Consider the following 26994-nt stretch of genomic DNA (forward strand, 5'->3'; position numbering starts at 1 on the left):
ACGCTGGATAAGGCAAACGCGCAATGAAGCGGTATGCATGTATCGTCGGGTGCAATAATTGAGGGGACGGCCGAAGAAGGAGGCCCCCGTTGACTGCTACTGCCCCCGCGCTCACCGCTCTGGCTCAGGGCTGGTGCGCACTGTCTCTACTGCACGGAAAAATCGAGTCCCGCCTCGAACGCGCCCTGCAGGCGGGTCATGGCCTGAGCGTGCGCGAGTACTCGCTCCTCGATGTCCTCAGCCGCCAGCACGACGGGGAGGGCGGGCACCTGCAGATGAAGCAGGTAGCCGACTCCGTCGTACTGAGCCAGAGCGCGACGACCCGCCTGGTCACCCGCCTTGAGGACCGCGGACTCCTGGAGCGCTACCTGTGCCCCACCGACCGGCGCGGGATCTACACCAACGTCACCGAGGCCGGCCTCAAGCTGCTCGGCGAAGCCCGCCCGACGAATGAGGCGGCCCTGCGTGCGGCACTGCGGGAAGCCGCCGAGGACCCCCGGCTGGAAGCCCTGGTGCGCACCGTCGAAACCGCGCGGGCGCCGTCAGCGATCGCCACGTGAGAGCGTTCACCCTCAACGGATGCGGCGAACCCGATGCGCTGCGGCTTGCCGACCCCTCCCGGACCCGAGGGTGGTTTCCGGTGAGGTGCTGATCCGGGTGAGTGCCCGCTCCTGCAGAGGCCGGGCGCGGGCGCTTTCGCGGGCCCGGCCTTCGTTCTTCGAAGTCGGCTGCGGCGGATGCTTCGTGACGGTCGGCGACGGTCGGCACCGACAGGTTCGCGGTCCTGCATAGGAGAGAGCCCGGTGAGGGAATCCCGTGGCGGCGCGGTGAGGTTCCGCGTGATGATGCGGTCGTGATCGAACGGGACGACGCGGTACGCATCGTTGAGGAAGAGCTGCGGCGTAGCCACCAGGCGTGGGTTGCCGCCGGGGTCGAGCAGTTCCCGCGCAGGGTGGGTGGGCGTGGTCGAGCACGAGCTCGTCCGGAAGGTCTGTGTCCAGTCCGAGGACTGTGCGAGAACGCGCAATGCATCCGCGATGCTGGTGGGACGCGGCCCGTATCTGGTGGACCGGGTCGATGCCGGGCTCCACTCGATCGGAGTGGTCTCCGGGGTCACGGGGGCTTGGGAGGACGACTACCGCAGTCGAATCCGAGGGCTGCCGGTCCGCACTCCGGTGGATGATCTCCACGACGACCTACGGACGGCAGCTGAAGCAACGGGCGGCCGCATCGCCGCTGTCCGTGCCCTTCGCCGGAGGGTGACCGGGCTCTCCCCGGCGCATGCCCTCGCCTACGTGACCGGGCTGCTCGGGGGTGAAGTGCCGAATCGGCTCCTGGCCATCGCTCACCGGGAGCTTGTGAGGCCGCTCGACCGTGTGCTCGCCGTACGTACCTTCGGCGTTGACGCCGATTTCTGAGATGCGACCAGCCGTGCGGTCTGCGGTCTGTGAGTTCGCGCCTGTTGCCGTGGCCGACCCGGTGGCCCCGGCGGAGCATGTGGTGCGCGCCCCGGGGACCTGTACGTGACCGTGCACGCCGACGACCGACCTGCGGCGCGGTGCCCGGCCAGGGCCCAGTGGCGTTGTGCCATGCGTCAGCAACCCGCCTCCGGCATCACCGCGCGGGAGCCATGGCCAATCGGCCGGGGCGCAAGGGCAGGTACACTCAAGTCGCCTGACAGATCGTGTAGTTCGTCAAGAGGGACCGGCGTCGAAAAGGTGATTCCGAGGCGAGCGCGCCCTGGTAAGGGGGCCGGGGCGGGTGTCTCGGTGCCTTCGCCGAACCCTCTCTGAAGGGAGCTACATGGAACTGGCGGGTTGGGTGACCGTGGGAACCGCTGCGGTGGTTGGGGGTTTCACTGTTGTGGGACACCTCTTCGACCAGGTGCCCGCGCTCTCCCAGAAAGTGATCGCTGCGATTCGGTCGGTTCGCGCAGTGCGCGACGAAGTGAGGGCCGGTCGGGAGTGATGGAGTCCCGTTGGGGGGAGCCCCGACTTCCCAACGGGACTCACCACCAAGGAGCCGCTCGGAAGCCGACCAGCCGCCAGGTCTGCATGAGGCCTGGGCGGGCCCCGCCCCTCTGGAACCGTTTCGCGACCCGTCGGCGTTTCACTGGCTGCGGCCCCGTCCTCGGGTTCTGAACATGCTTCACGCGCCGCCCCCGTCCGGGCGCTCTCGCGGCCCGCACCGGGTGGCGCGCGTACAGCAGGCGGCAGCGGTTCGTTCTGCCGCACCGGAACGATCCGGTTCACCCGCTGCCCCTGGCCGGGAACGATGACGGCGCCCCCGGGTATTCGCACGTGCCGTGCGCGTCGACGACCGATCTTCCATGCGGTATTCGGCCAGGGCCTAATGGCTTTGTGCCATTTATGTGCATCCCGCCTCCAACATCACCGTGGCCCCGCTACACAGGAAGGAGGGGCGGCGCAGCGGCCTCATCTGGGTATCTGCCAATCGTGCGGGAGGTCTGGGCGGTTGCTGACCATCAATGCAGCTGTGCTGCTCGTAGTCGTCGTCTTCCTCCGGCTGCGCCGGCGTACTGAGGCTCGCAGCCGCTTCGACGAGAAGATGACCGTCGTCATCGTCCTGGCGCTCGGGGTCCTTTTGGCTCCCACCCCGGTGGGCCAGGGCATCCTGAGCTTCCTGGGACAGGTCGCGAGCGGCGTGACACAGGCCAGCCGGTGAGCCCCCGCAGACGCCGGCCCACGACGGCCAGGCGCTCCCCGGTACGGCGGCGAACCCGTGGGCGCGGCAGACGGCAGCGTGCGGACGACCGGCTGGTGGGGTTCCTCGTGGTCGCGGCTCTGGCCGCCGCCGTGATGGTGGCCGTGGTCAACTGGCTGCTGGTCCACTGGTGGATCCTGGTCGCCATCGGTGTCCTGGTCGTGCCGGCCGGCGGTGTCTGGCTCCACCGGAAGCAGCAGCGGGCCCGGTGGGATGCGGTCCGTACGCAGGGCCTGCGCTACGGGCTGGCACAACTGGACAGCCTGCACCATGCCCGGTTCGAGGACGCGGTGCGGGAGCTGATGCGCCGCGACGGCTGCCGGGACGCGGTCCGTGTCGGAGGCGCCGGCGACCTGGGCGCCGACGTGAAGGCCACCGACCCCTACGGACGGCTCTGGGTCATCCAGTGCAAACACCGCCGCAACGGCCTCGCAGGCTCCCCCGTCGGCTCCCCGGACCTCCAGGTCCTCAACGGCACCGCCCGCCAGGTCCACGGCGCCGACATCGCGGTGATCGTCACCAATGGCCGTGTCACAGCCCCGGCCGTCACCTTCGCCGAACAGCAGCGCCTCCACGTCGTCGACCGCGACACCCTCGGTGCGTGGGCAGCCGGCACACGCCCCTTGTGGGAACTGCTCCGGGCCGTCCCGCCGCCCCGCAGACCGACCCCGCTCTCCTGAAAGCACGCGTCGGCGAGCTGCTGAAAGCGCACAGAACGCGCTGCTCACTGTCGTGTACGAAGCCGGCTCCTGATGCTCCGCACGGTCGCCGCGTTCTTCGGTTCGGGAGCCCACGTCCAGGGGCGGGGCGGCAGCGCGATCAGGTATGCCGGAGGAACGCTGCCGCTCCCTGTCGCGCCCCAGGTACCCGGCCCGGTCCCGGAACGTGTACTTCTCGGCCTCCGCGATGGGTAGGATCACGCCGCACGCTGAGCGGACGGGTCGAGCCGTGCCGCGCGCGGCACGGACCGAAACATCGGGGGAGCACGGCATGAGTACGTACGGCAATGGCTACCGGGGCCCGGCGGGCGGACCCGGTCCCGGCGGACAGCCGATCCCAGGTCCCGGCCATCAGCCCTACCCCGGGGCCGGAAACCACCCGTACCCCGGCGGTCCTGCCGGGGGACCCTACCCGCCGCAGCCCGTGCCGGTGCCGCCGCAGGGGTACCCGGGGCATCCGCAGGGCTGGGGCCCATACCCGCCGCAGCCGCACGGCGGTGGCCCGCAGCCGCCGTTCCCGCGCCCGCCCCGGCCGCCGCTGACGCGCAGTCAGCGGATACTCAAGTGCGTCTACAACCCGTTCTACGCGGCTCAGCGGGCCTTCCGCCCTTCGCGCCCGGGCGCTGTCGAGGACCTGACGGTGCGCAAGATCCAGATGTGGCGGACCGGGATCGGCGTCGCAGCCTGGCTCGTGCTGGTCATGTCGTACAAGCCGGTCGACACAGCCAAGGGTGTCGAGACCGTCGCGGGCGACAAGTTCGATCAGAGCTGGATCAGCACACTCGTCCTTGTGTGCGCCTTCCCGTTCGTGATCGCCGTGTTCGCGTTCGCCGCACACGGTGCGCTGCGCGGGCTCTACCTGCGCCGGTCCCTGAAGTCCTTCGGGTCGGTGGCGGCTCTGATGGGCTCCATGGCCACGTTCCCCCTCGCCGTCGCCCCCGATCGGGAGACCGCCGGCTTCCGTGACGCCATCGGGACCCCTGGCATGGTCGTCCTCATCACCCTCTGTGCGTGGTCGCTGGGCTTCGTCCTGTACGGGATCGCGCTCTGCCTCATGCACGTGTTCCGCACCGCCGACATCCACGAGGTGCTGCCGCCGATCCTCGCCACCTTGCTGGTGTGGGTGATGGCCGCCCTGGACGTGATCAACAACGAGAACGCCGAGGTTCCCGTCCTGGCCCGGATCGTGTTCCTGCTCGGCGCTCCGGTGTCGGTGACGGTGTTGTCGTGCTGGGAACTGTACCGGCTGCGGAAGTACCACAACCTGACCGTGCGACGGGCCCTCGGCCGCTAGGTCTCCTCCGGCAACCGTTCTTGGTCTTCGTTCAGCACGCACCTTGCCGACCGCGGCGGTGAATCCGCGGAAGATCCGGTGCGTCCCGGAGCACAACGGGGGCATTCCGCCGGCGCACAAGCTGCTCGTCGAGCGTGGGTCGGACATGGTCCTGTCCACGCTCTGGAACATGCGTGCCGGTATCGCGCCGGACTTCGCGGGCGGCGTCGTCCTGCTGCGCGACCTCCTGCGCTCGGCCGGTCAACGGCTCGCGGACGGCCCTGACTTGGCCGAGTGCGTCGCCGGGATCACGGGCCCATCCGGACAAGCGGCGGGACACGTGCTTCGTGCCGGAGACGGGCGAGATGGTGTCGCGCGGCGACGAGGATCCCGAGGAGGTGGTGCGGTACCCGGTCCCGCACGACACCCCCGGGCGGTGGGCCGCGCCGAGGCGGCGATCGTCGGGGAGGACGGCGTGTGGCTCGCGTCCCTCCGGGCCGATTGGCAACACCACTTCACCTCCATCCGCAGCGAGGCACTCCACTTCCCGGTCCCCGACGAACGGGAAGAGCAGCAGGGCACGCGGCTGTACGGTTCGATCGCGCCGGCCTCTCAGCCTCCTCTCAGCCGGTGCCGCGCAGCCTTGAGGTGACCGAACACCCTTCACGCACCGGACGAGGGGGAACCCATGGCCTCCCGAACCGCCGTACTGCCCGTCGCCCCGGCAGGTGACCGCGCCGGACCGAGGACAACGGACGGCGCGGACAGGCTGAACCAGTTCTTCGAGGCCGCCTGCGACCGCACACCGTCGGCCGTCGCGCTCGAATGCGGTGCGCACCGGCTGAGCTACTCGGAGCTCGACACCCGGGCCAACCGGATGGCACACCACCTGCGTCGGCTCGGGATCGGACCGGGCAGGCCCGTGGCACTGATGCTGCCGCGGTCCGTGGAGACGTACGTGTGTCTGCTGGGTATCTGCAAGGCCGGGGCGGCGTTCGTGCCGATCGACCCCGCCACGCCGCCAGACCGGGTCGCCTTCATCCTGCGGGACGTCCGCGCCGCCTTGATGCTGACCACGTCCGCACTCGCGTCCGGCGCCGACCGGGCGGGGCCGTGCCGGGTGTGCCCGGTGATCGAGGTCGACGCGTGTGCCGGGGACCTCGCCCTGCTGCCGACGTCGCGCCCGCCCGTCGAGGACCCGGGCGCGCAGGACCCACTGGCGTACGTCATGTATACGTCCGGTTCCAGCGGCAGGCCCAAGGGCGTGGAGATCGCCCGGTCGAGCATCTGCAACTTCCTGCGCGTCGTGTCCCCGGTCTACGGTGTCGGGCCGCAGGACCGGGTCTACCAGGGGATGGCGATCTCGTTCGACTTCTCCATCGAGGAGATCTGGCCGACCTGGGCGGCCGGCGCGACGCTCGTCGCCGGGCCGGCCGGCCCCGGACGGCTCGGTCCGGAGCTCGCCGACTTCCTCCAGGAGCGCGAGGTGACCGTCCTGTACTGCGTACCGACGCTGCTGGCGACCATTCCGCGTAACCTCCCGCGGCTCCGTGGCGTCGTCGTGGGCGGTGAGGCATGCCCCGCCGCACTCGTCGAGCGGTGGAGCAGACCGGGGCGGCGCATGCTCAACACGTACGGGCCGACCGAAGCCACCGTGACCGCCACCTGGAAGGAACTCCTGCCGGGCCGGCCGGTCACCATCGGCCGGCCCCTGCCGACGTACTCCGTAGTCCTCCTCGACGACCGGCTCCGCCCGGTGCCCCCGGGCGACACCGGCGAGATCTGCCTGGGCGGCCCCGGGCTGGCCAGGGGCTACGTGGGACGGCCGGACCTGACCGCCGACCGGTTCGTCGAACACCCCCTGGCCCCCGGACCCGGAAGCGGCCGTCTCTACCGCACCGGCGACCTCGGCCGCGTGACCGCCGAAGGGGAGATCGAGTACCTCGGCCGGTCCGACGCGGAGGTGAAGATCCGCGGATACCGCGTGTCGCTGGAGGAGATCGACAGCGTACTGATGGAGGACCCAGCCATCGCCCAGGCGGGCACCGCCCTTGTGAACGCACGCGACGGCGAGGGATTCCTCGCCGCCTACGCGGTGCGCACCGCGGACCACGACGTCTGCGACGACGATCTCACCGCCCGGCTGCACGAGCGCCTGCACCGGTCGCTGCCCGCCTACATGATGCCGTCGACCCTGGACTTCCTCGGCCGGCTGCCCGTCCTGCCCAGCGGCAAGACGGACCGCACATGCCTTCCCCCACCGGCCGGCCGCCGGTTCGCCGGGAGCGGCCGCGTGGTGCCGGTCCGCGGGGAGCTGGAGACGACCGTGCGCGACGCCTGGGCGGAGGTACTCGGCATCGGCCCCGGGGAGCTGTCGGCCCGGGCCGACTTCTTCACCGGGCTCGGCGGCCATTCGCTGCTCGCCGCCCGTGCCGTGTCGGTGCTGCGCGGCCGGAACGGCACGGCCGGTGCCACGCTGCGGGACATGTACGAGCATCCCACCGTGCGGGCGCTCGCGGCACACCTGCGTCCGGTAGCGGGCCCCCCTTCCGCCCCGGCTGCGGGGCAGCCCCGTCCCGCCCCGATTCGGCACGGCCGAGGACGGATCGCCCGTGCCGGACTGGCCCAGGCAGCGGCGCTGTACGGAGTGCTTCTGCTTCTCACGGGCCCCGTGGCCCTCTCGTACTCGATGCACCACGACACGGTGTCGGGCTGGGGAGTGGTGGGGCCCGCCATCGCCGTGGTGGCCGGCTACACCGCCGTCCGCTGGCTCCTTCCCGTCGCCCTGGCCCGGCCACTGGCGGCGCGCATCAGGCCCGGCTGCTACCCGCTGTGGGGAGCGACGTACCTGCGGATCTGGATGCTGGACGTGCTGCTGCACGGCATCGGCCCGCTGCGGACCCTCAGCGGTTCGCCCATGATGGGCCCCTATCTGCGGCTCCTGGGCGCGCGCATCGGGCCCGGCACCACCATCGCCACCGCACTGGTCGGCCTGCCCCCGCTGCTGCGCATCGACCGGGACGCCGCGATCGGCTACGGAGCCACGCTGCGCCCCTGGCAGGTCGCCGACGGACAGGTCACGGTAGCCCCGATCACCATCGGCGAGCGGGCGTTCGTCGGTGCCAACGCGGTCTGTGAGCCCGGTGCCCGCCTGGAACCCGGCGCCGCCCTGGGCGAGCAGTCCGTGGCGGGCCCGGACGAGACGCTCCCCGCGGGCGCCCGCCGTGCCGGATCGCCCGCACGCCCCGTGACCGCACTGTCGCCACCCGTCGAGGCGATGCTGCGGACCCGGGACCGGACGGACCGCTGGCGACCGCCGCAACTGCTCGCCGTCCTGCTCGGACTGGTCCTGCTGGAGGCCTCCGTGGTCGCCACCGCCCTGCCGAGCGTCGCCCTGTTCTGGTGGGCCTGGTCGAGCGGCGGCACGGCCGTCGGACTGGCCGCCGCCGCACTGACCGGCCCGGTCTTCGTGGCCACGGTGTGCCTGATCGTCGCCGTCGGCAGGCGAACGGTCCTGCCGAGGACACCTCCGGGAACCCACCCGGCGCGCTCGGCGCTCGGCGTGCGCAAGTGGATCGCGGACAAGCTGCTGGAACACAGCCTCATGTTCACCAACTCGCTCTATGCCACGCTCTACACGGCCCCGTGGCTGCGGTTGCTCGGCGCCCGGGTCGGCCGGAACGCCGAGGTGTCCACCGTGTCGCACATCGACCCGGACCTCCTCGCCCTCGGCGACGGCAGCTTCGTCGCCGACCTGGCCGGAATCGGCGTCGCGGCCTTCGCGGCCGACCGCATGACCTTCGCGCCGACCGGCGTCGGTGAACGCTCCTTCATCGGCAACGCGGCACTCGTCCCCGCCGGAACACGCATCGGTCCCGGCAGCCTGATCGGTGTGGGCACGGTTCCCCGCGCGGATCAGGTGCCCGCGGGCAGTACGTGGCTGGGTTCGCCCGCGCTGCGACTGCCCGTACGCCAGGACAGCGGGACGTACCCCGAGGAGCTGACCTTCCGGCCCTCCCGCCGGGCCGTGCTGGTCCGTCTCGCCATCGAGTTCTTCCGGGCCACCATGCCCGCCTCGGTCCTGACCACCAGTGCCTGCCTGTACCTGCTGGCCCTGGCCGCCGTCGCGCACCGGTCGGGACCGGTCGTCCCGCTGCTGGTGTCGCCGCTGCTCGCCATGGGCGCCGCGCTGGCCGTCGTCGTGTACTGCGTGCTGGCCAAATGGGCGGTCGCCGGACGGTACCGGCCACGGGTCGAGCCGCTGTGGAGCCTGTTCGTGCGCCGCGCGGAGTTCGTCACCGGCCTCTTCGAGGCGGCCGCCGTCCCGGTGGGCGTGGGCGCCCTGGTGGGGACACCGTTCCTGCCCCCGGTGCTGCGCGGGCTCGGTGCCCGGATCGGGCGGCGCACCTGGATCGGCACCACGTACCTCACGGAGTTCGACCTGGTGGAGGTCGGTGACGACGCGGCGATCGGCATGAACGTCTCGTTGCAGAGCCACCTGTTCGAGGACCGCGTGATGAAGATGTCGACGGTGACCATCGGTGCCGGGGCGAGCATAGGCCCGCGCAGTGTCGTGCTCTACGACACGGTGGTCGGCGCCGGTGCCCGGCTCGGGGCCCTGTCGCTGGTCATGAAGGGCGAGCGGCTGACACCGGGAACGCGCTGGCAGGGACTTCCGGCCGAAGGGGCCCCCGCGGCGTCCACCGGCACCGCGACCACGCCCGCCCACCGGGAGAGCACGCCATGACTCGTTCCGGGCACCGCCCGACAGCCCTCGTCTACCGGGGGCCGGCCTCGCGGTCCGGCTGCCCCGAGGCGGTGGCGGCCCTCCTCGCCTCGGCCCCATGGAACCTGGACGTCCGCTACACCGGACCCCATGAGGCACTTCCGCTGACGGCCCGGACCCTGTCCCACGCCGCGCTGTACGCCCAGCCCGGCGGCGGCACGCTCTCGTCCGCGTACCGGAGACTGCGAGGGCGGCGCGGGGCGCTACGCGACTTCGTCCACGACGGCGGGCGCTACGTCGGCTTCTGCCTGGGCGGATACCTCGCCGGATCCACTCCGGGGTTCGGTCTCCTGCCCGGTGACGCCGACCAGTACATCGCCTCCCCGGGTGCCACGGTCCACGACGGGCGCGACACGGTGATCGAGGTGTTGTGGCGGGGCCGTCCGCGTACGGTGTTCTTCCAGGACGGCCCGTTCTTCGTCCTCGACAGGAGTTCCGCTGCCGCCGCCGGTGCGAGGATCCTCGCCACCTACGACAACGGCACCACGGCCGCTCTCGTGGCCCGGTACGGCAAAGGACGCGTGGCGGTCACCGGACCGCACCCCGAGGCGACGCCCGACTGGTACACCGACCACGGTCTGCCGGTCCAGCACACCCTGGACCTGGCCGAGGAGCTGGTGGAAGCGGTGATGGGGGAGTGAGGCGCAGACGTGTGGCCGGTCCGCGTCACGGGGACACGGACCGGCCGGCACGCACTGTTCGTGATGGGTTGTTCCTGCTTCCGCCACTCAGCCGAGGGGCCGGTCGGTGACGCGCGAACTACGGGCCAGACGCTCCCGTTGTCCGGCGTCCGTACGCCGTCGTCCTCCGGGCCGCCTGTCGTCCGGCCGCTCGTCGGGCTCCCGCGGACCGCGGTCGCGGTCGCGCCGAGTGCGCTCCGAGGCTTCCTCGTCCCTGCCCCGGCGTCCGTCTCTGAGGTCGCTCATCGTTCCTCTCCTCGTCTCGTCCGTCCGTGTCCGGCTGACGACTCCAGCCTGTGTCCGGGGCACTGAGAGGATGCTGAGAGGCGGCCCGTTTCTCAGCATCCTTTAAGGAACAGCCATTCCGGCGGCGCTAAGGTGGACAAAGAGGTCACCATGCGGATGCTTATCACCGAGGACGAGCCCGCGCTCGCCGATGCGATCGCCGACGGGCTGGCCGCAGAGGGGTTCGTCGCCGACATCGCGCACGACGGGGCGGACGGTCTGTGGCGTGCCCTGCACGAGCCCTACGACATCATCGTGCTGGACATCATGCTGCCCGCGCTGTCCGGATACGAAGTCCTCAAACGGCTGCGCGCGGCCAGGGTCTGGACACCGGTGCTGGTACTCACGGCGAAGGACGGCGAGTACGACGAGGCGGACGCCCTCGACCTCGGCGCCGACGACTATCTCAGTAAACCGTTCTCCTACGTGGTACTCGTCGCCCACCTGCGGGCCCTGCTGCGCCGCGGCGCACCCGCCCGGCCCGCCGTGCTCCGCGCAGGCGATCTCACCATGGACCCCGCCGGTCACCACTGCCGTCGCGGTGGGCGCGACATCGGCCTGACGGCAAGGGAGTTCGCGCTGCTGGAGTACCTGCTCAGGCATGCCGGCGAGGTGATCAGCAAGACGGACATCCTCACACACGTCTGGGACGAACACTTCGACGGTGACACCAACATCGTCGAGGTGTACATCGGCTATCTCAGACGCAAGATCGATGCCCCGTTCGACCGCCGGACCATCGAAACCGTCCGCGGTGCCGGCTACCGGCTCCACAGCACCGCGGGCTGACCGATGACCGCCGCCGTCCGCTCCTGGTGGTCCCGCCGGTCGCTGAGACTGCGACTGACCGCCGCCGCGGCCCTGGTCATGGCGGCCGGGCTGGCCGGAGCCGCCGTCCTGCTCGTCGTCTGGCTGCACGGCAGCCTGATCGCCGGTCTCGACCAGACCGCCCTCCAGCGCGCGCAGGTCGTGGCGGCGGACGCCGACACCAACCAGATCAGCGCCGAGGTACCGGCCACCTCCCACGCCGAGGCCGTCGTGCAGGTCGTCGACGGCAAGGGGAACGTGCTCGCCAGCTCGGCCAACCTGCGCGGCCTGCCACGGGTGTTCACCTTCCCGGCGAGCCGCTCCGGCACCCCGCGGGCCCACACCGTCCACGACATCCCCGAGCACGACAGCGGGGACTGGCGCGCCGTCGGCGTCCCCGCGGGCACGCCGGGCAACCCCGTCACGGTGTACGTCGCCCTGCCCACCGAAAGCGTCGACCGCGGACTGGCGCAACTCACCGCGGGCCTGGCCACCGGCGTGCCGGCGGTCGTCGCGCTGCTCACCGGAGTCGTATGGCTGTTCACCGGGCGCGCGCTGCGGCCCGTGGACGCCATGCGCGCCCAGACGGCCGAGATCACCGAGTCCGACCTGAGCCGGCGCCTCGACGTACCGCCGGCCGATGACGCGCTCGGCCGGCTGGCCACCACCTTCAACGACCTGCTGGGCCGTCTGGACGCCGCGACCCGGCGACAGCGCCGGTTCATCGCGGACGCCGCCCACGAACTGCGCAGCCCGCTCAGCACCCTGCACACCCGTCTCGAAGTCGCCGACCGGCACCCGGAATCCGCCCACTGGCAGACGCTCGTACCCACCCTGCTCCGGGAGACCGAACGGCTGAACCGTCTGGTCGACGACCTCCTCCGGCTCGCGCGGCTCGACGCCCGGCCCCGGCTGCGGACCATGCCGGTGGACCTGGACGAGATCGTCTTCGCCGAGGTGCGCGAGGCCCGCGACCGCACCGGACTCGTGATCGATCAGCACGACGTCGGCGCGGCACGCGTGAGCGGCGACGAGGACGCCCTCGCCCGTGTCGTGCGCAACCTCCTGGACAACGCGCTGCGCCATGCCGTGACCCGGATCGACATCAGCCTCCGTACGCTGCACGACACCGCTCGACTGGTCGTCGCCGACGACGGGCCCGGTATTCCAGGGGCGGATCGGGAGCGCGTCTTCGACCGGTTCACCCGTCTGGACGACGCCCGGGGCCGGGACACCGGCGGCAGCGGCCTCGGCCTCGCCATCGTCCGTGACATCGTCGAGGCCCACCACGGCACCACTCACATCGAGGACAACCGGCCGGGCACCCGGCTGATCGTCCTGCTGCCGGTCGGAGGCCGGCAGGTGTGAAAGGCCCCCGATTGATAAGCAAGTCGATGCTTGCCTATGGTGTGGGGTGTGGCGGATGATGTTTTCAAGGCGCTGGCCGACCCGACACGTCGGCGCATCCTTGACGAGCTGGTGGAACGGGACGGCCAGACCCTGTTCGAGATATGCACACGGCTGGTGACCAAGCACGGTCTGGGGCTGTCCCGCCAGGCGATCAGCCAGCATCTGGCCGTACTGGAGTCCGCGGGTCTGGTCCGTACCCGGCGCCAGGGCCGTTACAAGTTCCACGACCTGAACACCGAACCCCTTGAGCACATCGTGACCCGGTGGCTCAGGACCGACACCCCGGAGAGCAGCCCATGAGGATCCATCTGTCCAGCGTCTTCGTCGACGACCAGGACAAGGCCCTGCGCTTCTACACGGACGTGCTGGGCTTCGTGAAGAAGCACGAGGTCCCGGTGGGCGAGGACCGGTGGCTGACCGTGGTCTCGCCGGAGGACCCCGACGGCACCGAACTGCTGCTGGAGCCCGACGGCCATCCCGCGGTGAAGCCGTACAAGACGGCGCTCGTCCAGGACGGCATCCCGGCCGCGTCGTTCGCCGTGGACGACGTGAACGCGGAGTTCGACCGGCTGCGCGGCCTCGGGGTGCACTTCACCCAGGACCCGCTGGAGATGGGCCCGGTCACCACCGCGGTGCTGGACGACACCTGCGGCAACCTGATCCAGATCGTGCACAGCAAGTAGGACCGGAGCGGACCGTACGGGAGGGCGGGCTGCTGTCGTCGACCGCACGTCAAGGGTCGGACCCGCGGGACCTGCGGACCGCCGACGAGACCCGCCGAGAGACCCATCCCGGCGCCGGTGACGAACATGGGCCGGTGACGAGCACGGGAAGGGTGAAGAGGAGGAGAGCCGGCCCTCGTCGCCGGCTCGTGACCCGCGGGGCCGCGCTGCCCTCCTTGTCCGGGAGCAGTGCGTGGCCGGGGTGTTCCGGGCCGTACTCTGTGGCGGGCACAAAGGTGCGGTGGACGAGGATCGCGGGGGATCGAGTTGTTCAAGCGGGGTGCTGCGGCCATGGCCGCAGCGGTGATTCTGTCGGTGACGGCGACCGGCTGCGGTGCTCAAACGCCCGCTGTGCCCGAGGAGTTCTGTGGGCGGCCGATCGCGAAGGACGCGCTTGAGCCGCTGCTCCCGCAGGGGGAGGTGGCCGAGGCCGAACAGTCCGCTTCGGGGAGCCACCTGTTCTGCCAGGTGAAGGTGGACGAGTCGGTGGTCCTCACCGATGACATCGTCTTCGAGGTCGACCCCCTGCCCGCCGAGAGCTGGATTTCCGCGCCACGGCAGTTCAAGAACGGGCAGAGGCGAGGCCTCGTCGTCCCTGGCGCCGCTGTCGTCGGAGACGACGGCGCCGTCGTCGAGATCAACTGCAAGAACGGCACACCGGCAATGTACGTGCACTTCAACATCAAGCTGTTGGAGAACGAGGGGCAGACGCCCTCGACCTCCCAAGGAGATGTCCTGGACTTCGTGGACGACCACGTGCCCGCAATGATCGAGCGCCTTCGCTGCGCCGCCGGGTGAGCAGCGCCACCGGACAGCGCAACCTCGGAACGAGGCGGCCGTGAATGGAGCGTCGGCCGGTACGGCAGATCCCGGTCGCCCACCCGCTGCGCCGAGCGGACCGTACCGGGGCGCGGGGCGGCACGGAGGAGACCGTCCCGGTGCCCGCCGCGCAAGGATGGGTCGAGGAAGAGCTGACCGTTTGTCACAGCTGCTCGATCGGCGGTTTTCCGAATGGAGAGGGTGACCGTCCCAGCCCGTGGCCGCCACCGGAACCCCGTCACCATGGCCAACGACGGCTGGGTGCACCGCCATTGCAGGCCAACCGCTGGACGAGCGCTTCGAGGACGGTGGGTGCCGGCCGGAAGGTTGTGCGGGCGGAGAAGGCAATTCCGTAACTGTCCGACGCCCTCTTGATCACGCCGCTTCCCCCTGAGACCGCCCGATCTCCGGGGTCGGAAAGGATGAGCCCACCATCCACCTGCGGCCCGGGGTGTTTCCTCCTCGGGCCCGGTACTCGGAGGACCCACCTGTGTTTCATCGCCGGACAGCGCCCCTGACTCTGGTGCTCTGGGGGCTGATGCTCTCCGCATGCTCCCCGATTCAGCCCGCACCGCCGAAGAGCGGCCCGCAGGCAGTCCGTGATCGGCTGGGCGCAGCCGACGATGCCCCGTACTCGGCCGAGCTCAGAGCCATCACGCAGTCGGGGCCCCGACGGCTCCAGCTCATGGAGGGGCGGGTCAACCTCAACGCGCCATTCACAGGGCGCACGACAGACACAACCGAGCAGTACACCGAAGACGTCGTGATCACCCGGCAGAAGCTGTACCGGCGGGCCACCGGAACCCATGGGCCATGGCAGGAGTTCCCCGCGGCGGCGGCAAAAGGGGGTATACCCACGGACAGGCTCCCGCGGTACGTGCGGCTCATGCTCGGTCACAGCGCCTCCGTGCACCAGGACAGCGAACCCATGCGCGTATCGGCCCGCCTCACTCCGAAGGACGTCGAATCGGTAGACAGGACCGTCGGGCGCAACCTGCGCCCCGCCACAACAATCGACGCCGATGCATGGATCGACAACGAGGGCCGAGTCGTGCGCGTACGCCAGAAGATCCACTTCGCGTCCGACCCCGACATCGAAGCGACGATCACGTTCACCGACTTCAAGACCGCCGTGCCGGTCGACGCACCCGCTGCGTCCTGAGCATCAGCAGGCCACTGCGCGGCCCGCTGCGCCACGCAGCCGTGCCCGAGCCCCTGGTCGGGTCGACGCCGCTGGAGGCATCCGTTGCCCGATGCTCCGCCTCGACCTCGCCCAGGTCCGCTCCTGGAGATCGAGGCCAACGCCCACGGGCGGTCGGGGGAGGCATCACCGGATGCAGCAGCTGGGCGAGGCGCCGTTCTGAAGGAGAGCCTGCGGCACATTGCCGAGGAGGAGAAGCAAGCCGACCGCTTCGGCGGCGGGCTGTCCACGGCGAGAGCCGACTTCAGTCAGTTCACCAGGGCGCGACGCCGAGCTTCCCGGACGATGCGATCGGCGGTCTCCTCGGGAGTGAGGGCCGCGGTGTCGAACCACCACCCGGCATCGCCGAGCTCGCGCTTCATGTCGGCATCGAGATCTTCGTATCCGTCGAAGTCGAACCGCTCCCGTGGATCACGGATGGTGTTGCGGTACTGGCACGCCTCGATGCCCGGTGCCAGAACGACGAACAAGACCTGCCGGGCCGGGAGGAGGGAGACGAAGAAGTCCAGCTGCGCGCGGTCAGGGATGACCCAGTCGATCACGGGCGTGAAGCCGGCGTCGGAGAAGTTGTTCGCCAGCGTGCACAGATTGCGGTTGCACAGCTCCACTTGACGCGCCGCCTCGTCGGCAGGCTCGCCAAGGGCCCAGACACGACCGCTGACGACCAGCCTGCTGATGAAGTCGCCGTCGAGCCGGGCGGAGCGTGGCAGGTGCTCGGCGACGAGTCTGGTCACCGTCGACTTCCCGGCCCCCGGCATCCCCGTCACGATCAGACAGTCCGGCGTCTCAGCAGTGATCACGCTCGCAATCATGTCAACGTGTCCGATGGTCGGCAATCGTATTTCCCTCGGCTGTGGCAGCGACCGGAAGCGATCACTCCGAAGTGCACAGAAGTGTGTGCGCGTCCCGCGGCCAGGAGGCGTTCTTCGAATTGTCAGACACTCCCGACAGGGCAGAACGCTCGGACCGCGGCGGTCAGGCGCCCGCGACGAGCGTGCCGAGGGCCGTGCGGCGGTGGGTGACCGAGCGGCCGGTGCGGGTCGTCGTCGTCATGCCTGCCGATCTGAGTGCCGCCGCGTGCGACGAGGCCGTCGCGTTGCTGACGTCGAGAGCACGGGCCAGGGACGTCGTGGTGTGGGGCTCGGCGAGGAGGCGCAGGGCGTCGAGCCGGGTGCGGCCCAGGACTGCGACCAGGGCCTCGGCGGGAACGGCCGGGCGCCCCGTGGTGAGCGGAAACCCGGGCGGCCCGGTCGGGTACGTCAGGACCGCGGGACGCCCCGGGGAGTCCTGAAGAAGGGGACCCGCCGGGTGATGGAACGTGGGCAGCAGCACCAGGCCCCGCCCGTCGAGGCGGACGTCCCGGGCCGCCGCGTCGGGCCATTCCCAAACTTCCCCGTCGAGGCGGCTGCCAGGAGCCAGGCCGGTCAGTGCGGCGGCCACACCGTGCTCGGCGACGGTGAGGGCGTAACGGGTGAACTCCTCGCGATGCAGTTCCTGTACGACGGACCAGACCGGGGCGAGAACCGCCTCGTACGCGGCCCGCTGCGCGCGGTACAGCGTGCGCCAGGCCGTGTCGTCGTGCGTGCGCAGGCGGCGGATCCAGGCAGGGGCGGGCACGTCCTGGTAGATCCGCTCCAGCTCCGAGCGGACGACGCCGGGGCTGGTGGCGCGGATCTGTTCGAAACTGTCGGCCAGGCTGTCGCCGAGGACATCGAGGAAGGACGGCGGGCGGCCTGCCGGAACCAGGTCGGCGAGCGGCTCGGCGGCGGCCGGGAGGGAGCGCAGGACACGGCCGCGCCACGGTGCGGACAGCGGCCCGCCCTGCCGGGTCACAACTGTCGTCAGGGCGGCGTGCAGCTCTTGGAGCGGCGCCGGGCGGGGCGCGAAGCAGATCCGTGCGATGTCCTGTGCGGTGAAGCGGATGCGCAGCACCCCCACAACTCCTCGTCCTGGTCAAGCCTTTCGGCCAGGGCCTGAGTCCTCGCGCCGTGACGGGCCCCGCCTCAAGGATGCTTCGTATGACTTCTCGACGCACTCTTCTGAAAGGCACTCTATTCGGAGGCGCCGCCGCCCTGCTGCCCACGGCCGCGTCCGCCGCCGGTGCCGGCCCTCTTCTCCGGCTGCCCGCGCCGACGGGCCCGCATCCCGTAGGCATGCGGACAGTGCATCTGCTCGACCCTGATCGCACGGACCCGTGGGTGGGCGGTGTACGGGAGTTGATGCTCACCGTCCTGTACCCGGCCCGGACGGTGCGCGGCCGCTCCCGCGCGCCCCAACTCACCCCGGACGAGGCCACGGTGTTCGCCGAGTACGCACCGCGCCTACACCCCGGGCTGCCGCAGCCGGGACAGGTGGACTGGGGCGCGGTCCTCACCCACGGGTACGTGGCGGCTCCGCCGCTGCCGGGGCGGCACCCGGTCCTGGTGTACTCACCGGGCGGCGGCGACTCCCGCACACTCGGCACCGGCCTTGCCGAGGACCTGGCGAGCCACGGCCGGGTGGTCGTTCTCGTCGACCATCCCGGCGACGCTTCCCAGGTGGAACTGCCGACAGGGATGCGCACGACCGTCCTGATGGGACCGCCGGACCCGGCCACCCTCCGAACGATGATCCACACCCGTATCGCGGACCTCCGGCTGGTACTCGACCGGCTCAGCGGTCTGCAACTCGCCCCGGTCATGGACACCCGCCGGATCGGGCTGTACGGACACTCCGCAGGCGGCACCGCGGCCGTGTACGCGGCCTGCGGCGACCCCCGGGTCGGCGCGGTGGCGAACCTTGAGGGCTACCTCGATCCGTACGACACGCCGGCCGGCCTCGCGCGAGGGCTGCTGCTGTTCCGCACCGACGGATTCGAGGGCGCCGACCGGATCGAGTCCTCCTGGGAAGGCCTGCCCGGCCGCCGCGCGCTGCTCGGCGGCGCGAACCACTGGACGTTCACCGACTACGGCTCGCTCGTCCCGCAACTCCAGACCGCCGGTCAAGTGACATCAGCGGCGCGTGCCGCGCTCGTCGGAACCGGCGACCCGGCCGCGACACTCGCCCGGGTTCGGCGCGAGGTGGGGACCTTCTTCACCCGTCGTCTGCCGTAGCGGAAGCCTGGTGTCGGCCACCGGCCACCCCCGCGTCGCCGTTGGTTCGGGAACCGTCCCGTCGGAAGTCCGGAAGTCCGGAAGTCCGGTCGCCCGTCGCGGTGGAGTCCGTGAACCCGCCCGGGAAGCCACGCTCAAGTCATGGCGGGAGCAAGGCGTTTGACCTCACGCAGTGTGGGGGCGGTCTCGATGCCCTGGATGCCGGGGAGCCGGCCGATGCGCTGATCGATGTAGTCGTACAGGTCGGCCGGGTCGCGGAAGATGCCGCTGGCGACCAGGTTGGACGTGCCGGTGATGGCTGCGGCGAAGGCGATCTGCGAGTGGGTGGCGAGAGCCTCCCCCACGATACGCAGGTGCGCGGGGGTGACGTTCAGCCAGATCCGGGTGGCCATGTGGTAGCCGAGGAGCTGCGGATCGAAGTCCACGGAGAGGTTCAGGGCACCCTCGCGGCGGAGGCGGTCGAGGTGGCGTTGGACGCTGGAGGGGGAGCGGTTGGCGGCGGCCGCGAGTTCGGGCAGGGGCGCTCGGCCGTCCCGGGCCAGCTCGGTGAAGAGAACGCGGTCGGTCGCGTCCAGGCTGAGCGGGGCGGCGGCCGCGCCGGAATCCACCGTGGCCGCTGTGCCCTGCGGCTCGAACCGAGTGGCGTGCCAGGTGCTGGTCGCACCGACGAAGATGCGCATCATGCAGTGGGCGCTGACGGAGAGCACCCGCGGGGTACGGGGCAGTTTCTCCAGCAGCAGTGCGTTGCGCTCCTCGGCCGTACGGGCGTTGAGCGCGCAGTAGAGCTCGGTGCCGCCGGAGGCGACGGTGACCCAGCTGGTGTCGGGACGGCGGGCGAGGGCTTCGGCGATGGCCCCGGCGGCGTCCGGGGTGCAGTGCAGGCGCAACAGCCACCGGGTCAGGCCCAGACGTGAGGAGACGGGCTGGCCGATGACGCGCAGGCCGAGGGCGCGCAGTCGTTGGTAGCGGCGGGCAACGGTGCGTTCGGAGACACTGCGGTCTCGTGCGATGCGGCTGAAGGGGGCGCGGCCGTCGAGCTGGAGGGTCCGGAGCAGGTGCTGGTCGAGGTCGTCGGGGATGTCGTGATCCACCGGTACACCTCACTTCCTCGCCGGATGATCCCGCTTTCAAGAGTACGGCTTGGGCCGCAGCGGGACGAAGCCGGATGGTGACCACGTCGTTGTCCGCACGGAGTGGGAGTTGAGAGTTCATGCGCATCTGGGGGCCGTTGACCGCGATCTGCCTGGGCACGTTCATGTTGCTCGTCGACGTGACGATCGTGCTGGTGGCGCTGCCCGCGATGTCGGAGTCGTTGGGCTCGTCACTGTCCCAACTGCAATGGGTCGCCGACGGCTACGCGCTCGCGGTGGCGGCCGCCCTGCTGGGCGCCGGGATGCTGGCCGACCTTCACGGCCGACGCCGGATGTACGCGGGCGGACTGGTCGTCTTCGCCCTGGCATCGGTCGCCTGTGCGCTGTCGCCGGGCATGGCCGTACTGATTGCCGCCCGCATCGTGCAGGGACTGGGGGCTGCGGCGATGTTCACGACCACGTTGTCCCTGATCAGCACCATGTACTCGGGTCGCCGCCTGGCCCTGGCCTTCGGCACCTGGGCGGCCGTCGCGGCCAGTGCTTCCGCACTGGGGCCGATCCTGGGCGGCCTGCTCACCCAGGCCCTGGACTGGCGGTGGATCTTCTACGTCAATGTCCCCGTCACCCTGATCGCCCTGGCCATGACCTTCCGTTACATCCCCCGCACCGCACCACCGGTAGGGGACACACGGCGCCTGGACGTTTCCGGCCTGGTGCTGTTCGCGGTCGGTGCCGGTGGGTCCGTCTACGCACTGACCGAGGCACACGTCCAAGGATGGGCGTCGGCAGGGACACTGGTGCCACTGGGAGCGGCACTGGGCGCGTTCGTCGCCTTCCTGCGCGTGCAACAGCGCCGCCGGCACCCGCTGCTGGACCTGTCGCTCTTCCGCCGGCCCGCGTTCACCGCCGCGATGCTCACGATCGCGATCGGTGAGGGCGCCGTGTACGGCATCATGCCGTACACCTCCCTGTGGCTGCAGTCCGTGCAGCACCTCTCGCCGCTCGCCGCCGGTCTCGTCGTGCTCCCGCACGCGGCGGCTGCCGCTTCGGTGGCGGTGCTGGGCGGTCGCCGGAGACTCAAACCCTCTCCCCGCCGCGGCGCCGCCCTCGGGCTTGCTCTCGCGGGCCTCGGGGTCGGCGCCGAGGGCTTCCTGGGGCCCGAGTCGGGCTGGCCCGTCCTGGTGGGGGGCCTGGCCCTGAGCGGGGTCGGCATGGGCCTGATCTTCCAGGTCGCCGCAGCGCTGGCGCTGGCCTCCGTCCCGGCGGAGCAGGCGGGTACCGCCAGCGGCACCTACAGCACCTTCGAACAGCTCGGCTACGCCTTCGGAGTAGCCGTCTTCGGCGCCCTCACCGTCTCCACCATGACCGCGTCCCTCCGCGGCGAGGTCACCGATCCCGCCCTCACCGCGCGGACCCTCACCGGCGGTGGCGCCGACACTCTCCTGTCCCACACCCCGGCCACACGGCGCGCAGGTCTGGAGCACACGTTCCATGCCGTGTTCGCCACCGGGCACAACACCCTCGCGCTCACGGCCGGCTCCGTGGCCCTGGCCGGATCCACCCTCGTGCTGTGGCTGTCCCGACAGTCCCGGGGAGAACGCCCGACGGCCCCAGGTGAAACCACCACCGGCACCCGGTCGGCCACCGCCGACATCGAATGAGCCCGGCGACAACCTTCACCCCCCCCGCAGGCGACCTGCGCCACAAGACACGGAGCGTGCATGCCACGACTCACGCAGGGATCGCCGCATTCCCCACCGACCGTATTCCGCCTCACTCACACCCAGGCGGCCTCACTCACACCCCGGCCCTGACCACCGACGTCACAGGAGGACCACCATGGCCACCGCACCGATTCCCGTCATCGACCTGAGCCGCTGGACATCGAATCACCACGCAGACCAGGAACTGCTCGCCGCTCAGGTCGACCGGTCCCTGCAGTCCACCGGCTTCCTGCTGGTGACCGGACACGGCATCGAACCGGATCTGCCCGGCCAAGTACGGTCCGCGGCCAACGACTTCTTCCACCTGCCCCGGGCGGCCAAGCAGCATTACGACCAGAACCGACGCGGCTGGATCGGCAGGGAACGGGTGACCACCGCCCGGTCCGAAGGCACCCACACCCCGCCGGACCTGCTGGAGGTCTGGTCGTGCGGCGTCGATTCCTCCGCACGTCCCGGCAACACACAGCAGATGCCCCGCGACTGGCCCGAAGACATCCCCGCCCTGCGCCCGCTCGTGACGGCGTACACCGACCGGATGCGTACCCTGGCCGATACGCTCCTCGAAGTCATGGCGGCCGCGCTGCGCCAGCCGGCCGACTTCCTCACCCGCCACACCACACGCCCGCACTGGGACTTCACGATCAACTGGTACCCGGCAGCCGACGAGACCGGCACCGCCGCCCCCGGCCAGTTCCGCGTCGGACCACACACCGACTTCGGCCTCATCACCCTCCTGGAACGGCAGCCCGGCAAGGGCGGCCTTCAGATCTACGACGACGCGGCCGGCTGGCAGGACGCCCCTTACGAGCCCGGCACCTACACGCTCAACATCGGTGACCTCATGGCCCGCTGGAGCGGAGACCGCTGGCGCTCCGGCCGCCACCGCGTGCTGCCGCCGCCCGCAGAGGCCCCACAGGAGGAACTCACCTCACTGGTGTACTTTCACGCCTGCGCACCCCACACCGACATCACCTCACTGCCGGCACCCCTCGGCCGCAGGCCCTACAACCCTGTACGAGCCGGCGACTACCTCCACGACAAAATGCGAACCATCCTCGGCTGACGCCGGCCCGACCGAGCTGAGGGCCCACGTCCTCGGCCCCGACGGGGACTGAAGCCAGGCGGCAGGCGACGACGCTTCTCCGCACTCCCCGCCTCGGCAATGACCCGGTCCACCCACTCAGGCGGACAGGACCGGGTCAAGCCCCGCCCCAACCCCAGCCGCCCCGGACGCGACCCCAACGCGAACAGCACCACGCCCTGCCGGCCCCAGAACAACGGCAACGTCATGAGCGAGGGGGAAACATGGCGGCCCCGAAGGCCGGAGGCCCCGTTGCGGAGCGACGAAGTAGGGCAACGGGGGTCTGCTGATGGGCATGGGGCAGGGCGGTACCCTGCGCCGTTATGATCACTGCGCGCGAACTCAACAGGGCAGCCCTCAGCCGTCAGCTACTCCTGGAGCGTGAGCAGCTGAGCGTCCCCGACGCGGTGCGGCGCGTGGTGGCGTTGCAGGCACAGCATCCGGCCTCGCCGTACCTCGCGCTGTGGAACCGGGTCGGCGCCTTCGCTCCGGCCGAGCTCGATGCCGCCTTCGATGAGCGTGAGGTGGTCAAGGCGACCCTGATGCGGATCACCCTGCACGCCGTGCATGCCGAGGACTATCCGGTCCTGCGCACGGCGATGCAGCCCACCCTGTACGCCTCCCGGCTCGGTTCCCGCTTCGCGGACGTGGGGCTGACCCCGGCGGACGCCGACGAGCTGGTGCCGGAACTGCTGGCCTTCGCCCGCCGACCGCGGACTTCGGCGGAGATGCGGGCATGGGTCGAGCAGCGGCTCGGCGCCGAGAAGAGGGACGGGGCGTGGTGGGGGCTGAAGGCGTACGCGCCTTTGCACCATGCGCCGACAGACACCCCGTGGTCGTTCGGCCTGCGGCCGTCCTTCGTCGCGGCCGGGACCGGACCCGTCCCTGCGGGGCGGGCGATGGATCCACACGCGCTGCGGACCCTGGTTCTCCGCTATCTGGCGGGCTTCGGGCCCGCGTCGGTGGCGGATGTGGCGCAGTTCGCCATGGTGCAGCGGGCACCGGTCCGCGAGGCGCTGCGCGCTCTGGACGGAGCTGTCGAGCAGCTCCAAGGCCCCGACGGCGCCACATTGTTCGACCTCCCGGCCGCCCCCCGGCCGCCCGCGGACACTCCCGCGCCGCCCCGGCTCATGGCGATGTGGGACAGCATTCTCCTGGCCTACGCCGACCGGAGCCGGGTGATACCCCCGGCCTATCGCCCCCTGGTGATCCGCAGGAACGGAGACGTACTGCCCACCCTGCTGGTGGACGGCTACGTCGCTGGTGTGTGGCGCCCGGTGGACGGCGGGATCGAGGCCGCGGCATTCCATTCCCTGTCACCCGCTGCCTGGCGCGGACTCGCCGCGGAGGCCCAGTCCATGAGGGCGTTTCTCGACGACCGAGAGGCAGAGGTCTACAGCCGCTACCACCACTGGTGGGCGAAGCTCCCCGGGACCGAGACGCGGATGCTGTGACCAGCTGGCTCCTCGTGCGGAATTCAGTGGTGCCCACTCGGGACTCGGTGACACAGGCACCCGTCCGCAGTGGTCGGTGCGGCGCTGCGCGACGGCGGGTGTGACAACCACCCTGCGTCGCGCGGGCATCGGCGGAGTCCCGCGAGTGCGCCGACGCATCGGCGCACTCGCGGACAACCGCCGTCACTGGCGCCCTCGGGAACCACCGCCGTCACTGGGCTGCCACGGCTACTGGCTGCGCCCGTCGTCGCTGACGGCCGCAGCCTCCTCTTCGGCGAAGACGACGACCGTGTCCCTCGGACCGAACACGAGCGGGGCCGATCTGGGCGGGTTGAGGAAGATGCCGTAGCCGGGAGGCTCCTCGTCGTGCTCGGCGAGCCGATAGCCGATGGCGGTCTCCCCCCGTCGCCGTGCGGCCTCGATCACCGTGGCGAAATTGGCCTCGGCTCCGGGGACCACGTAGTCGGACGCCGGCTTGAGGTAGATCTCGGAGCCTTCCGGGTTGAACAGATCGGTGAACACGGCGTGCAGATGACGGTTCTCGGTCAGCTGGGTGAGCAGCAGACTGATCACCTTGGTGCTCACGATGAAGTCGTCGGCCTTGGTGACCTGGGCGACCTCGCGGTTGGCGTCGTCGTTCATCTCCGTGACGATCGAATACGGGTCACCGAGCGACTCCTCGATGTCCCGCAGGTGGAGCAGGGTCACCAGGGTCCGGTCGTCCGAGGGACCGGGGGCGATGGTGTCGTCCGAGAGGACCACGATGTGCTGGTAGTCGCCCAGGTCCAGGGCCTCCAGCGAGGACCTCCGCGTCGGCTCGCACACCTTGAACCCCACCGTGAGGTTGACGAGCGTGTCGCTCAGATCGGCCCCGGGCTGTCGTGGCGCGGCGATGTCAAGCGTCGAGCCGGGTTGAACGAAGCTGTCCAGCAACGTGACCAGCTTCGCCGTACGGGAGTTCTCGCCGATCAGGATGGTCCGGTCGAGCGTGGGCAACTGGGCCGGAGCCGATGTGATCGCCGACTCGACGATCGCCGGGCGGGTCTCACAGAGCCGGATGAGCAGATCGTCCTCCGCGACGACGAGTATCTCGTCCCCGGGGCCGATGACGGTGTCCATCGACGGATTGACCAGCACGTCGCCCGTGCCTACGCGCAGTCCGACCGGGACGCCGAGATCGAAAGCGTTCAGGGCGAGCCCGTACGTCGAACCCACAAGGGCGGGCGCCTGGTGGAAGTAGAACTCGTTGCCGACGAAGCTCAGCAGCTCGTTGAAGACGGCCGAAAGGCCCGTCTGCCGGTGCGCCTGCGCGATGAGACGGACCGCGATGTCCTCGGCGTCGATCACCAGGGCACTCCCGCCGGCGGCCAGTTGGGCCGCTGCCAGGTTCTCCGAGTCGTGGACGGCGGCGACGATCTGCGGGCGGCTCCCGGTCCACTGCCGGCTTTGCAGCAGGAGCAGGGCCTTGATGACGTCGATGTCACGGTCGATGCCCTCGGGCGGCAGCACCATGATCGACTTGGCCGTGTCCGGGCCGACCAGTTCCAGGTCCGCCCGCACGAGTGGGTTGCCGGAGCGGCAGATGACGCGTGTGCTGCCGGTGTCGGGGATGCGGGCCCGGATCGCGTCCTCCATGGAAATCTTGTCCCGATCCGCGAGGACCACCACGCATGAGCGGCGTTCGCTCTGATTCGCCTCGACGAGCTCGGAGACCACGGTGAAGACCTGGTCCGACCAGCCGAGAACGATGGTGTGCCCACGCTCGATGAGCCGTGACCGGCCCTTGCGCAGCTCCTGGAGCTTCTGGTTCAGACCGGTGGTCAGGACACCGATGAGGGCGCTGACGATGAAGATGCCGCCGAGCGTCACCGCCAGCATCAGGCCGAGGAACACCGGGCCGCCGGTGTCTCCACCCATGGTGCCGGCATCGAGGGTCCGCAGGAGGCTCATCCACGCGACGCCCAGCCAGCCGCCGTTGCCCTCAGCGTCGGTATCTGTGAACAGGACGACCAGGGTCGAGGTCAGCGCGATGAGCACGACCGACGAGAGAGCCAACCAACTGATCAGGGCCGGCGTCCCCCGGTCCATGGTGCCGTCGAACCAATACCGGAACCGGGTCCGCAACCTGTCTCTCATCTCCGTGACCTCCCCTTCTCCCACGGCCTCAGGACAGGCCGTGAAATCCGTCGTCACGACCGTGGCGAAGCACAGTTGATCATTCTCCCAGCCCCATCACGGATCACAGCCAACGGGCCGCGCAGACAGGCCGGTTCAGGCCATGCAACCCGGTCGGAGACGAGGGACGCCCAAGGCACAGCACTCTGCGACAGGCACGCCGCCGGTGCCGCCGGGCAGCTCCTTGCGCGGCCGTGGCCAGTGGATCCGTCAGGCGGGATCCGGCCGGGATCACCGGTCAACCCCGGGCGTTCTGCGAACGGTTGGTGCGGAGGGAGGCGGCGAAGCCCGGACAGCCGCCCCGGGGGCACCCCTCGTTGGGGAAGCCCCACTGGCGTCACTTGCCCTGGTGCCGGCCCACGCCGGACCCGCCCTCGGCGTCCCCGGGCCGATGGATGATCACGGCCGAGGGGGACCGCTGCTCAGCATTGCCAGTTCATGGTTCAGCTCGGTGAGGAAGCGCACGACCACCATCAGTTCGTCGGGGCGGAAGCCGGTCCGGGCGGCTTCGGTGCCGCGGGCCAAAGGCTGGAAGTAGTCCCGGGCGATGCTCTTGGCAGCCTCCTCGTAGTACAGATGCACGACGCGGCGGTCGTCCGCGGCACGAACGCGCCGGATGTGCCCTGCCTTCTCCAGCCGGTCGATGCATGCGGTCACCGCGCCGGAGGTGAGATCGAGCTGCCGACGCAGCCGCCCGGGAGTCATGGGGCCCTCGTCGGGGTCGGCGTCGAGCAGCGCGATGAGGGCCTGCATGTCGGTGAGGTGCAGCCCCTGGGACTGGGCGAACTCGTGGGAGATGCGGTTGAACTGGCTGTTCATGCGCCGAAGGAGAACCGCGAAGGACTGAAGCCCCGTGGGGTCGTTCGCGGGGAGAGGGTGCGGTGTGGGGTTGCGGTTCCCGTGCATGACTCAAGTATAAGGTCTCTCAATCATTGAGATACTTTGTCATCG

General features: G+C 70.5%; 24 protein-coding genes. 18 read left to right on the forward strand and 6 right to left on the reverse strand.

What is annotated here, in order from left to right; translation table 11 throughout:
• The first annotated feature begins 89 nt into the window (after nt 1-89).
• The 8 genes from ACGF8B_RS31025 (at nt 90) to ACGF8B_RS31060 (ending at nt 10143) form a co-directional block, all read left to right on the forward strand.
• Nucleotides 90-560, forward strand: a complete 471-nt coding sequence (locus ACGF8B_RS31025) for a MarR family winged helix-turn-helix transcriptional regulator (protein WP_392745224.1) — start codon at nt 90-92, stop codon at nt 558-560.
• Nucleotides 561-962: 402 nt separating this feature from the next.
• Nucleotides 963-1418, forward strand: a complete 456-nt coding sequence (locus tag ACGF8B_RS31030) for a hypothetical protein (RefSeq protein WP_392745225.1) — start codon at nt 963-965, stop codon at nt 1416-1418.
• A 1057-nt stretch (nt 1419-2475) separates the two neighbouring features.
• Entirely contained in the window at nt 2476-2685 is a 210-nt protein-coding gene (locus ACGF8B_RS31035; protein ID WP_392745226.1) for a hypothetical protein, read from the forward strand.
• Between the two features lie 95 nt (nt 2686-2780).
• Entirely contained in the window at nt 2781-3404 is a 624-nt protein-coding gene (locus ACGF8B_RS31040; protein ID WP_392745227.1) for a restriction endonuclease, read from the forward strand.
• Nucleotides 3405-3714: 310 nt separating this feature from the next.
• A complete protein-coding gene (locus ACGF8B_RS31045) occupies nt 3715-4737 on the forward strand; it encodes a hypothetical protein (protein ID WP_392745229.1) in 1023 nt (340 codons plus the stop codon).
• Nucleotides 4738-4780: 43 nt separating this feature from the next.
• Nucleotides 4781-5368 carry a hypothetical protein gene (locus ACGF8B_RS31050; RefSeq protein ID WP_392745230.1) on the forward strand — a complete coding sequence of 196 codons (588 nt, stop codon included), beginning with the start codon at nt 4781-4783 and terminating at the stop codon, nt 5366-5368.
• Nucleotides 5369-5404: 36 nt separating this feature from the next.
• On the forward strand, nt 5405-9463 hold the full coding sequence (locus ACGF8B_RS31055) for a Pls/PosA family non-ribosomal peptide synthetase (protein WP_392745232.1): 4059 nt from the start codon (nt 5405-5407) through the stop codon (nt 9461-9463).
• Nucleotides 9460-10143 (forward strand): BPL-N domain-containing protein, encoded by a 684-nt coding sequence (locus ACGF8B_RS31060; protein ID WP_392745234.1) that lies wholly within the window; start codon nt 9460-9462, stop codon nt 10141-10143. Before ACGF8B_RS31055 ends, ACGF8B_RS31060 begins: the two co-directional genes overlap by 4 nt.
• A gap of 87 nt (nt 10144-10230) precedes the next feature.
• Here the strand turns inward: ACGF8B_RS31060 and ACGF8B_RS31065 are convergent, their stop codons facing one another.
• Nucleotides 10231-10428, reverse strand: coding sequence for a hypothetical protein (locus ACGF8B_RS31065; protein ID WP_392745235.1), 198 nt, complete (start codon nt 10426-10428; stop codon nt 10231-10233).
• Nucleotides 10429-10578: 150 nt separating this feature from the next.
• Here ACGF8B_RS31065 and ACGF8B_RS31070 point away from each other — a divergent pair, with 150 nt between their 5' ends.
• The 6 genes from ACGF8B_RS31070 (at nt 10579) to ACGF8B_RS31095 (ending at nt 15387) form a co-directional block, all read left to right on the forward strand.
• Nucleotides 10579-11256, forward strand: a complete 678-nt coding sequence (locus ACGF8B_RS31070; RefSeq protein ID WP_392745236.1) for a winged helix-turn-helix domain-containing protein — start codon at nt 10579-10581, stop codon at nt 11254-11256.
• Nucleotides 11257-11259: 3 nt separating this feature from the next.
• A complete protein-coding gene (locus tag ACGF8B_RS31075; protein WP_392745238.1) occupies nt 11260-12642 on the forward strand; it encodes an ATP-binding protein in 1383 nt (460 codons plus the stop codon).
• Nucleotides 12643-12690: 48 nt separating this feature from the next.
• The gene (locus ACGF8B_RS31080) at nt 12691-12984 is read left to right on the forward strand and encodes an ArsR/SmtB family transcription factor (protein WP_392745239.1); all 294 of its coding nucleotides are present in this window, start codon (nt 12691-12693) and stop codon (nt 12982-12984) included.
• Complete coding sequence (locus ACGF8B_RS31085; RefSeq protein ID WP_392745240.1) at nt 12981-13367, forward strand: VOC family protein; 387 nt, start codon at nt 12981-12983, stop codon at nt 13365-13367. The genes ACGF8B_RS31080 and ACGF8B_RS31085 overlap by 4 nt, the downstream gene beginning before the upstream one ends.
• A 330-nt stretch (nt 13368-13697) precedes the next feature.
• A complete protein-coding gene (locus ACGF8B_RS31090; protein WP_392745241.1) occupies nt 13698-14204 on the forward strand; it encodes a hypothetical protein in 507 nt (168 codons plus the stop codon).
• A 907-nt stretch (nt 14205-15111) separates the two neighbouring features.
• Nucleotides 15112-15387: a hypothetical protein gene (locus ACGF8B_RS31095; RefSeq protein WP_392745242.1), complete on the forward strand. Its 276-nt coding sequence runs from the start codon at nt 15112-15114 to the stop codon at nt 15385-15387.
• A 287-nt stretch (nt 15388-15674) separates the two neighbouring features.
• Here the strand turns inward: ACGF8B_RS31095 and ACGF8B_RS31100 are convergent, their stop codons facing one another.
• Entirely contained in the window at nt 15675-16226 is a 552-nt protein-coding gene (locus ACGF8B_RS31100; protein ID WP_392745244.1) for an AAA family ATPase, read from the reverse strand.
• Between the two features lie 175 nt (nt 16227-16401).
• Entirely contained in the window at nt 16402-17358 is a 957-nt protein-coding gene (locus tag ACGF8B_RS31105; RefSeq protein WP_392745246.1) for an ArsR/SmtB family transcription factor, read from the reverse strand.
• Nucleotides 17359-17444: 86 nt separating this feature from the next.
• Here ACGF8B_RS31105 and ACGF8B_RS31110 point away from each other — a divergent pair, with 86 nt between their 5' ends.
• Nucleotides 17445-18518, forward strand: coding sequence for an alpha/beta hydrolase family protein (locus ACGF8B_RS31110; protein ID WP_392745248.1), 1074 nt, complete (start codon nt 17445-17447; stop codon nt 18516-18518).
• 134 nt (nt 18519-18652) lie between these two features.
• On the opposite strand, the gene ACGF8B_RS31115 is transcribed toward ACGF8B_RS31110, so the two are convergent.
• Nucleotides 18653-19609, reverse strand: a complete 957-nt coding sequence (locus tag ACGF8B_RS31115; protein WP_392745249.1) for an Lrp/AsnC family transcriptional regulator — start codon at nt 19607-19609, stop codon at nt 18653-18655.
• Between the two features lie 119 nt (nt 19610-19728).
• Between ACGF8B_RS31115 and ACGF8B_RS31120 the strand changes: the two genes are divergently transcribed.
• The 3 genes from ACGF8B_RS31120 (at nt 19729) to ACGF8B_RS31130 (ending at nt 23868) form a co-directional block, all read left to right on the forward strand.
• Nucleotides 19729-21270: an MFS transporter gene (locus tag ACGF8B_RS31120; RefSeq protein WP_392745251.1), complete on the forward strand. Its 1542-nt coding sequence runs from the start codon at nt 19729-19731 to the stop codon at nt 21268-21270.
• A 178-nt stretch (nt 21271-21448) separates the two neighbouring features.
• On the forward strand, nt 21449-22396 hold the full coding sequence (locus ACGF8B_RS31125; protein ID WP_392745252.1) for an isopenicillin N synthase family dioxygenase: 948 nt from the start codon (nt 21449-21451) through the stop codon (nt 22394-22396).
• Between the two features lie 341 nt (nt 22397-22737).
• Nucleotides 22738-23868 (forward strand): winged helix DNA-binding domain-containing protein, encoded by a 1131-nt coding sequence (locus ACGF8B_RS31130; protein WP_392745254.1) that lies wholly within the window; start codon nt 22738-22740, stop codon nt 23866-23868.
• Between the two features lie 228 nt (nt 23869-24096).
• Here the strand turns inward: ACGF8B_RS31130 and ACGF8B_RS31135 are convergent, their stop codons facing one another.
• Together ACGF8B_RS31135 and ACGF8B_RS31140 are read right to left on the reverse strand one after the other, a co-directional pair.
• Nucleotides 24097-26004 (reverse strand): potassium transporter TrkA, encoded by a 1908-nt coding sequence (locus ACGF8B_RS31135; protein ID WP_392745256.1) that lies wholly within the window; start codon nt 26002-26004, stop codon nt 24097-24099.
• A gap of 438 nt (nt 26005-26442) precedes the next feature.
• The gene (locus ACGF8B_RS31140; RefSeq protein ID WP_392745258.1) at nt 26443-26949 is read right to left on the reverse strand and encodes a MarR family winged helix-turn-helix transcriptional regulator; all 507 of its coding nucleotides are present in this window, start codon (nt 26947-26949) and stop codon (nt 26443-26445) included.
• Between the last annotated feature and the right edge of the window lie 45 nt (nt 26950-26994).

Source organism: Streptomyces sp. NPDC047917 (assembly GCF_043204345.1).
GTDB lineage: Bacteria > Actinomycetota > Actinomycetes > Streptomycetales > Streptomycetaceae > Streptomyces > Streptomyces sanglieri.